Raw genomic sequence first — 11,946 nt, 5'->3', positions numbered from 1 at the left:
GGCATGCCTTGCCGACTCTCAGGAGAAGACCCGTGAACCGAACCCCCCCCCCCCCCCCCCCCGTCCCCCCCCCCCCCCCCCCCTTCCCCCCCCCCCCCCCCGACCCCCCCCCCCCCCCCCCCCCACCCACGGCATCCGCTGCGGGGTGGGTCAGCGGGGCATGACCGTGATGCCGAGCATGCGGGCGCCGGTGTGGGTGCGGGGGCGGTGACTGCTGCCCGGGGCGAAGACGACGTAGGTGCCGGGGCCGTGATGTTCGGTGCCCTCGATCACCTCGCCGCTCAGTACGTAGTAGCGCTCCTCCGCGGCGTGGACGTCGACCTCCGGCCACTCCGTCCCGGGGGCGAAGTCGATCAGCCAGCCGCGGGCGTACTCGGTCGCCGGCAGCCGGCGGCGCACGATCCCGGGTGCGACGTCGGCCGGTTCGACGTGGTCGACCTGGACGGTGGTCTTCAGTGCTGTGACGTCATGGGTTTCGCTCATGCGGCCACTCTGCGGCAGGCCGGTGCACGCCTTCGAGAGTCTGGAAAGACATCCATGGATATATTCCTGCCATGAGCCGTCATCGCGTGGTCGCCCTGCTGAACGAGCCCCAGTCGCCCTTCGAACTCGCCTGCGCCAGTGAGGTCTTCGGCACGGTCCGCCCGGAGGTGCCGGTGCGCTACGACTTCCGGGTGTGCACCGAGCGCCCCGGGCCGGTGGCGACCACGGCCGGGTACGCGATGCTCGTCGACGCCGGGCTGGTCGCCCTGGCGGAGGCGGACACCGTGATCGTCCCCGGGTGGCAGCCGCCCGGCGGCCCGGTGTCCGCGGCGGTCGTGGCGGCGCTGCGGGACGCCCACCGCCGCGGGGCCAGGATCGTGGCCATCTGCACGGGGGCGTTCCTGCTGGCCGAGGCCGGACTGCTCGACGGCCGCCGCGCCACCACCCACTGGCGCCGCACCGACCAGCTCACCGCGGCGTTTCCCGGCGTCGAGGTGGACCCGGACGTGCTGTACGTCGACCACGGCGACGTGGCGACCAGCGCCGGGACGGGGGCCGGCATCGACCTGTGCCTGCACCTGGTGCGCGCCGACCACGGCGCGGCGTACGCCGCCCAGGTCGCCCGGAGCATGGTGCTGCCGCCGCACCGGGAGGGCAGCCAACTCCAGTACGCCGTGCGGCCCGAGCCCGCCCGGGCCGTCGACGAGTCGCTGGCACCCCTGCTGGAGTGGGCCTCCTCCCGGCTCGGCACCCGGCTGACCCTCGACCGGCTCGCCGAGCACGCCGGGCTGTCGAGTCGCACCCTCGCCCGGCGCTTCGACCAGCAGCTCGGCGTCAGCCCCGGCCAGTGGCTGCTGCGCCGGCGGATCGAGGCGGCCCGGGTCCTGCTGGAACAGACCGACCTGCCGGTGGAGGCCATCGCCACCCGGGTGGGCCTCGCCTCCGCGGTCAACCTGCGCCACCGGTTCCGGGCCGCCCTGGGCACCACCCCCGGCGCCTACCGGCGGGCCTTCGGCGAAGCCCGGTAGGAGCGGTCCGGCAGGAGCGGTCCGGTAGGAGCGGCCTGGTACGAGCGGCCTGGTCGGCGTGGCCCGGCTCGAACGGGCCGGGGAGGGCCACCCCGCAGGGGGAGCTGTCCTCGCATCGGCCGTGCGGCGACGGACCTGCCGTCCGGGCGTCCTACCGGCGGAGGGCCTCCTCGATGGCGAGGCAGTCCGCGTAGCGGGGGAGGAGTCCGGCGGCGCGGGCCTCGGCGAGGGTGGGGGCGACGCCGTCGCGGTCGGAGAGGATCGGAGGTGTGTCGGTGGGGACGGGGAGGCCGAGTTCGGGGTCGAGGACGGAGACGGCCTGCTCGTGCTCGGCCACGTAGGGGTGGGTGAGGAGGTAGGAGACGACGGAGTCCTCGGCCCGGCTGATGAAGGCGTGCCCCACCCCGACGGGGAAGTAGACCGCCTTGAAGGTACGGGGGTTGAGGAGGACGGAGTCCCACGCGCCGTAGGTGGGTGAGCCGATGCGGAGGTCGACGACGATGTCGAGGACTTCGCCGTGCGGGCAGTACACGTACTTGGCGGTGCCGGGGGGCGTGGTGGTGAAGTGCACGCCGCGGACGACTCCGCGGCGGGAGCGGCTGTGGTTGCTCTGCGCGGTGGGGAAGGCGGGGAGGCCGGTCGCCTCGGTGAAGGCGGCGATCTGGAAGGGCGAGACGAACAGTCCGCGGTCGTCGGGGAAGATGCGGGGGGTGAACTCGAGGGCGCCGTCGACGGCGAGTTTGCGTGCTTCCATGTCGTCTCCTGGAGGCGGGGCGGGCCGGTTGGCAGGCGGGGCGGGCCGGTCGGCAGCCGGGTCGGCAGGCCGGGCAGGCGGATGCGCGGGGCGCGTGCGGCGTCAGAGCTTCCGGAGGACCTCGCGGAGGGTGTCGATGACCCGGTCCTGCACGTCGGGTGTGAGGGTGGGGTACATCGGGAGGGAGAAGATCTCCCCGGCGAGCTGTTCGGTGACGGGCAGGGAGCCCCGGCCGTGGCCGAGGTGGGCGAAGCCGGTCATGGTGTGGACCGGCCAGGGGTAGCTGATGTTCAGTTCGATGTCGTGGGCCTTGAGGGCCTCCAGGACGGCGTCGCGCTGCGGGTGGCGGACGACGTAGACGTAGTAGACGTGTTCGTTGCCGGGGGCGGTGGCGGGCAGGACGAGGCCGGTGTCGGCGAGGCCCTCGCGGTAGCGGTCGGCGACGGCGCGCCGGGCGGCGGTGTAGTGGTCGAGGCGGCGGAGTTTGCGGCGCAGGATCTCGGCCTGGACCTCGTCGAGGCGGGAGTTGTGGCCGGGGGTCTGTTCGACGTAGTAGCGCTCGGCCATGCCGTAGTAGCGCAGCCGGCGCAGTCGTTCGGCGGTGCCCTGGTCGCGGGTGAGGACGGCGCCGCCGTCGCCGTAGGCGCCGAGGACCTTGGTCGGGTAGAAGGAGAAGGCCGCCGCGTCACCGGTCGAGCCGGCGACGCGGCCGTGCCGGCGGGCGCCGTGCGCCTGGGCGCAGTCTTCGACGAGCCTGAGGTCGTGGGCGGCGGCGAGCTCCTCCAGGGGCGCGAGGTCGACGCACTGGCCGTAGAGGTGGACCGGGAGCAGGGCCCGGGTGCGGCCGGTGATCGCGGCGGCGACCTGACCGGTGTCCATCAGGTAGGTGTCCGGGTCGATGTCGACGAAGACGGGGGTGGCTCCGGCGCCGTCGATGGCCAGGACGGTGGGGGCGGCGGTGTTGGAGACGGTGATGACCTCGTCGCCGGGGCCGATGCCGAGGGCCTGAAGGGCGAGCTTGACGGCGTTGGTGCCGTTGTCGACGCCCAGGCAGTGGTCGACGCCGTGGTAGGCGGCGAACTCGTCCTCGAAGGCGCGCATGCTGGCACCGAAGACGAGTTGTCCGGAGCGGAAGACCTGGTCGACGGCGTCGAGGAGGTCGGCGCGCTCGTTCTCGTACTCCTGGCGGTAGTCCCACACCCGGATGGTCATGTGTCCTGTCGGTCCGTTCTCTCGGTGGTGGCGCCCCGGGGCGGATACCCGGCCGGGGCGGGGGTCGCGGTGGCGTGCCGGGGGTCAGCCGGGCCGGCCGGCGGTGCCGGCGAGGGCGTCGACGGTGGCCGCGAGGGCCTGTTCCAGGGGCACCCCGGGCTGCCAGCCGGTGGCGTGGCGGAAGGCGGAGGAGTCGATGGTGACGCTGCGGAAGTCGGTGGCGGGGGCGTGGTCGGGCGGGGCGACGGAGAGCACGGGGACCGGGGGGCGGCCGGTGCGGGCGGCGACGAGGCGGGCGATGGTGCGGAAGACGTCGCCGAGCGGTTCGCCGTGGCCGGAGCCGAGCAGCCAGTGGCCGCCGACCAGCGGGTGCGGTCGCCGGGCGGCGGCGGTGAAGGCGGCGGCGACGTCGGTGACGCAGAGCAGGTCGCGGCGCACGGTGCCGTCGTGCCACAGGGTGAGCGGTTCGCCGGCCAGGGCCCGCCGGATCATGTACGAGACCACGCCCCGGTCGTCGGCCCCGGGCGCGGTCGCCGCGCCGAAGACGGTGGGCAGGCGCAGGCTCACCCCGCGGACCGCTCCGGCGGCGGTGGCCTCCTTGAGGAGCTGTTCGGCGCGGAGCTTGTGGCGGTCGTACTCGGTCGCGGGGTAGTCCGGTTCGCTGCCGTCGATCGGCTCGGTCTGCGGCACTCCGATCTGGGAGGCGGCGCCGGAGTAGAGGAGCAGCGGGGGCCGCCGGCCGGGCGGTTGGTCGCCCAGCACCTCGGTCAGGGCGGCCATGACGCCGACGTTGACCGTCTGCGGGTCGTCGCCGGATTCGGCGGCGCGCCATCCGCCGGTGTGCATGACGAGCGAGACGACCACGTCCGAGCCGGCCACCGCCTCGGCCAGGGCGGTGCGGTCGGTGAGGTCGGCGCTGCGCACCTCGGTGGAGGCGGTGCCGGCGGGGACGGTGCTGGGCCGGCGGGCCACGGCCCGCAGCCGGACGGGCAGGCGGCTGAACGCGGCGGTGACCGCGGAGCCGACGAAGCCGGAGGCACCGAGCACGGTGATCAGCGGGGCCTCGTCGGGGCCGGGGAGGGGGGCCGTCATGGGTGTCTGGTTCCTTCGTTCGGCCGCGGCCGCGGGCGCCGTCCCCGGGGCCTGGGGGCGGCGGACCGTCGGGGCGGGTCAGGACGCGGTGGCGGACAGCGCGGCCGGCCGTCGGCGGCCGGCGAGGAGGGTGACGGGGCGTTCGACCAGGGTGTGCAGGATCCACGCCAGGCCCAGGGAGAGCGCCAGGCCGAGCAGGAGGACGAGCAGCTCGACACCGGTGGAGGAGGTCCACTCCGGGCCGAGGGCCTTGCGCAGCTGGGTGAGGACGAGGTAGTGCACCATGTAGAAGGCGAAGGACAGTTCACCCAGCCGCACCCAGAGCGGCGTCCGCAGCAGGGAGGGCGTGCCGCGGGTGTCGGCGGTCGCCGAGGCGGCGATCAGCGGGCCCACCCAGACGGAGGCGAGGCCGCCGACGCCCAGCAGGTAGGAGGAGTAGGTGGAGACCAGGTAGCCGGCGACGGCCAGGGCGAGGGCGGGCAGCAGGCCGACGCGTACCCACTGGCCGGTCAGGACGAGTCGGGCCAGCAGGATGCCGAGCAGGAAGTCCAGCATCCGTACGGGCGGGAAGAAGTAGACGAACCACACCTGGTGGAAGGACATCGATTCGAAGCCGGGGTAGGGCAGGGCGGGTTCGTTGGAGATCACGTAGCGGGCGGTCAGGGCGGCGGCGGCGCACAGGGCGACCACGGCCGCGGTCGCGGGCCACAGGGCGCGCCGCGGGATGCGCTTGACGGCCGGCAGCAGCAGGGGGAAGGCGAGGTAGAACAGCAGCTCGCAGGAGAGCGACCAGCTGACCGGGTTGCCGGAGGACGAGACCAGCGGGTCCGGCCACCAGGACTGCAGGAGCAGCAGGTTGGGCAGCCACCCGCTGACGCCGAGGGCGGTGCCGGTGCCGGCGGTCAGCAGCATCGCCGCCACGAAGGTGACCAGGTGGTTGGGGAAGATCTTGGCCAGGCGCCGGCGCAGGAACAGGCCCCGCGGGGCGCCGTTGCGCTGGGACCAGGTGAGGACGAAGCCGCTGAGGACGAAGAAGAACCCCACGCCGTAGCTGCCGCCGCGTTCCATGGCCGAGTGCAGGTGTTCGCCGGTGGTGCCGCTGACGAACCCGACCTCGACGAAGCCGTGGTAGAGGAAGACCAGCAGTGCGGCGGCGAACCGCAGGCCGGTCAGGGTGTCGAGTCTGGACGCCGGGGCGGCGGTGGTTCTCGCGGGGTGCTCGGTCATGGGCTGGTTTCCTTCGGGAGACCGCGCCGCCCCGGCGGGGGGACGGCGGACGCGGGGAGGCGGCGTGACGGCGGACGGGCGGGGCGGGGCCGGCACGCGGTGCCGGACGCACCGGGGCGGCACGGGCGGGTCAGGCGGTGCTGAGCAGGCAGGCGAGCAGGGTGCGTGCCTGGATGTTGACGTGGTGTCCGAACCGGGTGATCCGGGCGAGTTGGTCGAGGGTGGCCCACCGGTACTGCGGGGGCTGCTCGACGGGGAACCCCTCCGGGGCCTCGACGAGCATGTTGCGGCTCTGCGCGTGGTGGAAGCGGCCGCCTTCCTCGGACTGCAGGACGTCGTAGTGCACCCGGGCGGCGGGGGCGCGGAGCACCTCGTCGAGGTAGGGGGAGGTCTCGCCGGGAAGGCACTGGACGGTCGGGGCGAGTTCGGGCCCGTTGAGGGAGCCCGCCTCCTCGTGGGCCTGCACCAGGACGTGCAGGACGCCGTCGAGGCGGGTGGTGAGGAAGGCGTGGACGGCGGTGCCGGTCGGTTCGAGCAGGGGCTGGGACCACGAGGCCACTTCGCGGTTGTCCGCTTCGACCTGGGCGCCGATGACGGCGAACGGGCCGCCCTCCCGGTGGGCGATGCGGTCGGGGGTGCGGATCCAGCCGGCCTGTTCGGTGTCGGCGAGCGGCACCCGGCGGGCGGAGCCGGGCGCGCCGGCGCGCATGTCGGTGAGCCAGCGGGTGAGTTCGTCCAGGGTGTGCCGGGGCCGGGCGGTGGGGCTCAGCGACTGCAGGACGGCCGCGCCGGCGCCGTGGACGCCGGACGGGACGAGGCCCTGCGAGTCGATGGGGACGCAGGACAGCACGGTGCGGGAGTCCATGTTGACGAGGTGCTCCTGCCGGAGCAGGCGGCCGATCTGGCCGAGCGTGAGCCAGCGGAAGTCGTGGTTCCCGGGGACGTCCTCGGTGGTCTCGACGACCATGTGCCGGTTGCGCTTGTGCAGGAAGTACGAGCCGTGTTCGGATTGCAGGAGGTCGACCAGGACGTCGGCGCGGCCGGGCCGGGCGAAGTACTCGAGGTAGCGGACGGCCGAACCACCGTGTGCCTGGGTGTAGTTGCTGCGGGTCGCCTGCACGGTCGGCGACAGCTGCACGGTGTTGATGTTGCCGGGCTCCATCTTGGCCTGCATCAGGAGGTGCAGGATGCCGCCGAACTCCCGGACCAGGATGCCCAGGGTGCCGATCTCGGGCTGGATGATGATCGGCCGGGCATCGCCCGGGGTGGGGCGGTCGCCGTCCTCGGCGCGCAGCCCCTCGATGGAGAAGAACCGGCCGCTGCGGTGGCGCAGGTTCCCGGTGCCGGGCTCGCTGTACCACTGGTCGAGGGCGTCGAAGGGGATCCGGGAGACCTTGAAGTGGCGTGCGCAGCGCTCGGCGTACCAGGTGTGGAAGTCGCTGAGCGGGAAGTGCGGGCTGTCCTGGGCGGTGAGGGAGAGCATGAAGCGCTGTGCGAGGGAGGGTGTGCCGCCGCCGGGCAGCGGTCGGGCTGCCGGCAGGGGCGGTGACAGCTTTTCCATGGCTTCTCCGCAACGGGGTGGGGCGGCCGGGGCGGCCGGGGTGTGGTCGGTGGAGGCTGGACGGCTCGGGCCGGGGCGCTACGCCCCGTGGCGGGCGCCGCTCTCCTGCGGCCGCGGGCGGGCCTCCCCGTCCGGGGACGCCGCGGGCGGCGCGAGGGCGTTCGGTACGTCGGCGTCCTGCGCGTCGGGGTTCCGCGCATCGGTGCCCGGAGCGTCGGCGTCCTGCGGGTCGGCGTTTCGCGCGTCGTCGTCCTGCGCGTCGGCGCCCGGAACGGCGGCGCTCCGCTGCGGGCGGCCGTGGCCGAGCAGTCGCAGCAACGGGACGGGCAGGGTGGTGGTCAGCAGGGTGATGACGGTGAGGATGGCGAACATCCGCTGGTCGATGATCCCGGCCTGCTTGCCGATGCCGAGGACGACCAGCTCGGTGAGGCCACGGGCGTTCAGCAGGATCCCGAGGCCGGCCGAGTCGCGCCAGCTCATTCCGGCCGGCCGGGCGCAGAGGCCCGCCGCGAGCTTGGTGAGCACCGCGGCGACCAGCAGCGCGCCGCCCGCCAGGAGGGTCTGCCCGTCCAGCGGCAGCGCCCCGAGGTCGACCGAGAGCCCGAACCCGAGGAAGAAGAACGGCAGCAGCAGGGTGCCGGAGAAGGACGCCACCCGGTCGGCGGCCGCGTCCAGGGCCGGTGTCCCGGTGGGGTAGGCCGCACCGGCGAGGAAGGCGCCGATCACCGCGTGCAGGCCGATGGCCGAGGTCAGCGCGGCCGCGCCGCAGGCCAGGCAGAGCAGCAGGATGATGGCCGCGCCGCCGTCGCCCGGCGCCGTGCGGTCACCGGCCGCCTCCGCGGCGCCCGTCGCCGCGCGTGTGCGGCCCAGCCGGTGGTGCGCGGTGCGGCGCAGCGCCGTGCGGACCGGCCAGAGCAGCAGTACGGCGGTGGCGAGGCCGCCGACCGCGGTGACCCACGGGCTCACCGTGGCGCTGCCCTGGGCCAGTGCGACGGCCACGGCCAGCAGCAGCCAGGCACCGGCGTCGCCCACGGCCGCGGCCAGCAGCGACAGACGCCCGAGCGGCGTACGGGTCAGGCGCAGTTCCTCGAGGATGCGGGCCAGGACCGGGAACGCGGTGATGCTCAGCGCGCAGCCGAGGAAGACCGTGAAGGCGAGCGGGTCCTGGGCGGGGCCGAGGTAGCGGGTGCCGAGCGCGACCGCGGCCACCGTCCCGGCCGCGAACGGCACGGCGAGGGAGGCCTGGGTGACCAGCAGGTTCCGGCTGCCCGTCCCGCGCAGCCGGACCGAGGAGAGTTCCCGTCCGACGCCGAACATGAACAGCGCCAGGCCGAGTTGGGCCAGGGCGTTGAGCATCGGCAGGACGCCGGCGGGCAGCAGCCAGGCGGTGGCGTCGGGGGACAGGCGCCCGAGCAGGGTGGGGCCCAGCGCGATGCCGGCGCAGATCTCGCCGACCACCGGCGGCTGGCCGGCCAGGACGGCCAGCCGCCCGGCGAGCCGGGCCACGCCCAGGACCACCACGACGGCGATCAGGAAGTGCACGGTGGGATCGGCGTGGGCGCCGCCGGCCACCCGGGCGGCCCCGCCGCCGGTGCCCTGAACGTGGTGCAGGGCGATCAGGCTCACGACCGCCGGCACCACCGCCAGCGCGACGCAGATGCCGATGACGCGCCGCCGGCGCGCGGTGGTGTTCTTCTGGGGGGTGTCACTGGCTCTCCGGAGCCGGTCCGTACTCATCGGGTCCGTCTTTCTCACGGTGTCCAACAGGTGAGTCCGGGCGAGAACCTAGGTGCCGTGGAATGACGCCGGATAGGCACAATTGCGCATTCCCCGGCGCGCCCGGCGGCCGGTGTGGCGATCCGCCGCCGGCCCGCTGCCGCTCGACTAGGCTGCCTGGCGGCAGCGCTTGGCAGACCTTGCCGGACCTTGCGATTCCTCGGCAGACCTCGGCGGGCCAGGCGGACTTCGGCAGGACAAAGGGGTGGGGCGTGAGCGGGCAGACGTTGACGGACCGTGCGTTGAACCGTGCGTTGCTGGCCCGGCAGGGGCTGCGCGAGCGGCTCGACCTGCCGCTGCCGCAGGCGGTCGAGGCCATCGGCGCCGTCCAGGCGCAGTACGGGCCGGCGCTGCCGGTCGCCCTCTTCAGCCGGGTGCGGGGCGTGGACGCGGACAGCGTGCGCACCGCGCTGGAGCGGCGCGAGCTCGTGGTCGGCACGCTGCTGCGCCGCACGCTGCACCTGGTGACCCCGGAGCAGCACGCCGCGTACGCGGCCGTGGTGGTCGCGGTCGGGGACGACACCTGGCGCCGCACGCGCGGGGAGTCGGCCGCGCAGACGGACCGGCTGCGGGAGCGGCTGGCCGAGTACGCCGGGTCGGCGGCGCGGTCGCCGCAGGAGGTCGCGGACTGGGTCGAGAAGTGGGTCGCCGCCAACCCCGAGGCCTTCGACCCGGCCGAGCTGGAGCTGCAACGCACGTACAAGTGGCGGCCGTTCCGGTCGACGGTGGCGCTGGTCCGCTCGCCCGCCGACGGGGTGTGGGGGGAGGGCATCCCGGAGGGGGTGCTCGCCGCGCCGCGGCCGGCGGAGGGCCTACCGGAGGCGCAGGAGGCGCTGGAGGAGGTGGTCCTGCGTCATCTGCGGGCGTTCGGCCCGGCCGGGGCCGACGACGTCGCGCAGTGGATCGGCGCGAAGATCACCCCGGTGAAGGCGCTGCTGGCATCGTTGGGCGAGCGGTTGGAGGTGTTCCGGGACGAGGACGGACGGCTGCTGTACGACCTGCCGGACGCGCCCCGCCCGCCGGCCGAGGAGCCGGTTCCGGTGCGGCTGCTGCCCTGGTTCGACAGCGCGCTGCTGGCGTTCGCGCCCAAGCGGCGGGCCCGGATCCTGCCGCCGGAGTACAAGGACGCCGTCTACGCCAAGGCCAACCTGCAGTTGAAGCCGACCTTCCTGGTGGACGGAACGGTCGCCGGGGTGTGGTCGCTGGACCGCAAGCGGCGCGAGGCGGTGCTGACCCTCACGCCCCTGCAGAAGCTCAGCCGCGCGGTGACGGCGGAGCTGGTCGCGGAGGCCGAGCGGCTGCTGCCGGTGGCCGTGCCGGACGGCCCGGCCCATGTCGTGCTGGGCGACTGAGCCGCCGGCCCACGCCCCGGCGGCGAGTGGGGCCGGCGGGCGGGGCGGCCGACTGGCCACAACTGAGCAGCGGGTGCGCCCGGGTGGGCGGTAGACAGCAGCCAACCGACTGCTGAGGAGCCCTCGATGCGTGTGCTGTTCACGACGACACCGGCCCCCGGGCACTTCCACCCGCTGGTCCCGCTGGCCGCAGCCGCCCGCGCGGCCGGCCATGACGTCGCCTTCGCCACCGGCCGCTCGATGCTGCCGGAGGTGACGGCGATGGGACTGCGCGGCTTCGCGGCGGGCCTGAGCCGGGACGGCGACGGCGACGCCGAGTTCCTGCGGATCAAGGAGAGTGCCCGGGGCCTGCCGCCGCACGGCGTGGAGATGGACCGGGTGGCGATCGCCCGGATCCTGTACGGGGTCCGGGCCCGCAGGATGGCCCCGGACCTGCTGGAGCTCGCGAAGAGCTGGCGCCCGGACGTGATCGTGCGCGACAGCTACGAGGTGGGCGGTGCGGTGGCGGCCGAGGTGCTCGGCGTGCCGCACGCGGCGCTGGACACCACCCCGCTCTACGACATGGGCCCGCTGAAGGACCTCATCGCCGAGGAGCTGGCGAAGGTCCGGGCCGAGGCGGGGCTGGCGCCCGACCCGCAGGAGCTGATGCTCCACCGCCACCTGACACTGAGTTGCGCGCCGCCCGGGTACCTGTACCCGGGCCGGACCCGCCCGCAGACCCTCAGGGCGCTGCGGCCGATGCCGTTCGACCGCGCCGAGGGCGAGGAACTGCCCGCGTGGGTCGCCGGGTTGCCGGACCGGCCGACGGTGTACGTGACCTTCGGGACGATCGCGAACCGCTGGGTGCCGGGGGCCTTTCCCGGCCTCTTCGGCCAGGTGCTGGCGGCGTTCGCCGACGAGCCGGTGAACGTCATCGCCACCACCGACCGGGACAGCGATCCGGCCGAGCTCGGCCCGCTGCCGCCCAACACCCGGGTGGAGCGCTACATCCCGCAGAGCCTGCTGTTGCCCCACTGCGCGCTGGCGGTCACCCACGGCGGCTTCAACACGGTTGTGGGCGCGCTGGACGCCGGCATCCCGCAGGTGGTGGTGCCGTTCCTGGGGGACCACCCGGACAACGCCCGCCGGGTCGAGGAGCTGGAGATCGGCCGTTGCGTCGACCCGGCCGCGCTGACCCCCGAGGCGGTGCGCGTGGCGGCGGCGGACGTGCTGGCGGACGCGCGCTACCGGGAGAACACCGCCCGGCTGCGCGCCGAGCTGCGCGGCCTGCCGGGGCCGGCCGAGGCGGTCGGGCTGCTGGAGCGGCTGGTGGCGGACGGGGCCCTGCCGCGGGACTGACGACGCCGCCGTGGGGGGGGGGGGGGGGGGGGGAACAACAAGGACCCCACCCACAAAGGCATGTGGGGGGGGGGGGGGGGCGCAGCCACCCCGGAGGTGGGGGGTTGTATGAATGCCCTAGGG

10 protein-coding genes are annotated in these 11,946 nt (G+C 74.6%); 3 read left to right on the top strand and 7 right to left on the bottom strand.

Features of this window, described 5'->3' with window-relative positions; translation table 11 throughout:
• Positions 1-150: 150 nt before the first annotated feature.
• Positions 151-483 carry a cupin domain-containing protein gene (locus tag ACZ5WK_RS39665; protein ID WP_465555356.1) on the bottom strand — a complete coding sequence of 111 codons (333 nt, stop codon included), beginning with the start codon at positions 481-483 and terminating at the stop codon, positions 151-153.
• A gap of 71 nt (positions 484-554) precedes the next feature.
• Between ACZ5WK_RS39665 and ACZ5WK_RS39660 the strand changes: the two genes are divergently transcribed.
• On the top strand, positions 555-1,511 hold the full coding sequence (locus ACZ5WK_RS39660) for a GlxA family transcriptional regulator (RefSeq protein ID WP_465555354.1): 957 nt from the start codon (positions 555-557) through the stop codon (positions 1,509-1,511).
• Between the two features lie 151 nt (positions 1,512-1,662).
• On the opposite strand, the gene ACZ5WK_RS39655 is transcribed toward ACZ5WK_RS39660, so the two are convergent.
• From ACZ5WK_RS39655 to ACZ5WK_RS39630, 6 genes are all read right to left on the bottom strand, one after another.
• Entirely contained in the window at positions 1,663-2,265 is a 603-nt protein-coding gene (locus tag ACZ5WK_RS39655) for a dTDP-4-dehydrorhamnose 3,5-epimerase family protein (protein ID WP_465555352.1), read from the bottom strand.
• 102 nt (positions 2,266-2,367) lie between these two features.
• On the bottom strand, positions 2,368-3,477 hold the full coding sequence (locus ACZ5WK_RS39650; RefSeq protein ID WP_465555350.1) for a DegT/DnrJ/EryC1/StrS family aminotransferase: 1,110 nt from the start codon (positions 3,475-3,477) through the stop codon (positions 2,368-2,370).
• 84 nt (positions 3,478-3,561) lie between these two features.
• A complete protein-coding gene (locus ACZ5WK_RS39645; protein WP_465555348.1) occupies positions 3,562-4,569 on the bottom strand; it encodes an NAD-dependent epimerase/dehydratase family protein in 1,008 nt (335 codons plus the stop codon).
• Positions 4,570-4,647: 78 nt separating this feature from the next.
• Positions 4,648-5,796 carry an acyltransferase family protein gene (locus ACZ5WK_RS39640; RefSeq protein WP_465555346.1) on the bottom strand — a complete coding sequence of 383 codons (1,149 nt, stop codon included), beginning with the start codon at positions 5,794-5,796 and terminating at the stop codon, positions 4,648-4,650.
• Positions 5,797-5,926: 130 nt separating this feature from the next.
• A complete protein-coding gene (locus tag ACZ5WK_RS39635) occupies positions 5,927-7,357 on the bottom strand; it encodes an NDP-hexose 2,3-dehydratase family protein (RefSeq protein WP_465555344.1) in 1,431 nt (476 codons plus the stop codon).
• 78 nt (positions 7,358-7,435) lie between these two features.
• A complete protein-coding gene (locus tag ACZ5WK_RS39630; protein WP_465555342.1) occupies positions 7,436-9,094 on the bottom strand; it encodes a cation:proton antiporter in 1,659 nt (552 codons plus the stop codon).
• A gap of 251 nt (positions 9,095-9,345) precedes the next feature.
• On the opposite strand from ACZ5WK_RS39630, the gene ACZ5WK_RS39625 reads away from it, so the two are divergent.
• Positions 9,346-10,485 (top strand): winged helix DNA-binding domain-containing protein, encoded by a 1,140-nt coding sequence (locus tag ACZ5WK_RS39625; RefSeq protein WP_465555340.1) that lies wholly within the window; start codon positions 9,346-9,348, stop codon positions 10,483-10,485.
• A 126-nt stretch (positions 10,486-10,611) separates the two neighbouring features.
• Positions 10,612-11,823 (top strand): glycosyltransferase, encoded by a 1,212-nt coding sequence (locus ACZ5WK_RS39620; RefSeq protein ID WP_465555338.1) that lies wholly within the window; start codon positions 10,612-10,614, stop codon positions 11,821-11,823.
• Positions 11,824-11,946 lie beyond the last annotated feature (123 nt).

The organism is Kitasatospora sp. NPDC032757 (assembly GCF_055579305.1).
Note: the sequence above shows the minus strand (reverse complement) of the source record. Positions and strands in the feature narration are given on the sequence as shown.

Excerpts from the sequence above, each read along its gene's own strand:
- ACZ5WK_RS39665 (WP_465555356.1), bottom strand. The coding sequence starts at position 483 with ATGAGCGAAACCCATGACGTCACAGCACTGAAGACCACCGTCCAGGTC.
- ACZ5WK_RS39660 (WP_465555354.1), top strand. The coding sequence starts at position 555 with ATGAGCCGTCATCGCGTGGTCGCCCTGCTGAACGAGCCCCAGTCGCCC.
- ACZ5WK_RS39655 (WP_465555352.1), bottom strand. The coding sequence starts at position 2,265 with ATGGAAGCACGCAAACTCGCCGTCGACGGCGCCCTCGAGTTCACCCCC.
- ACZ5WK_RS39650 (WP_465555350.1), bottom strand. The coding sequence starts at position 3,477 with ATGACCATCCGGGTGTGGGACTACCGCCAGGAGTACGAGAACGAGCGC.
- ACZ5WK_RS39645 (WP_465555348.1), bottom strand. The coding sequence starts at position 4,569 with ATGACGGCCCCCCTCCCCGGCCCCGACGAGGCCCCGCTGATCACCGTG.
- ACZ5WK_RS39640 (WP_465555346.1), bottom strand. The coding sequence starts at position 5,796 with ATGACCGAGCACCCCGCGAGAACCACCGCCGCCCCGGCGTCCAGACTC.
- ACZ5WK_RS39635 (WP_465555344.1), bottom strand. The coding sequence starts at position 7,357 with ATGGAAAAGCTGTCACCGCCCCTGCCGGCAGCCCGACCGCTGCCCGGC.
- ACZ5WK_RS39630 (WP_465555342.1), bottom strand. The coding sequence starts at position 9,094 with ATGAGTACGGACCGGCTCCGGAGAGCCAGTGACACCCCCCAGAAGAAC.
- ACZ5WK_RS39620 (WP_465555338.1), top strand. The coding sequence starts at position 10,612 with ATGCGTGTGCTGTTCACGACGACACCGGCCCCCGGGCACTTCCACCCG.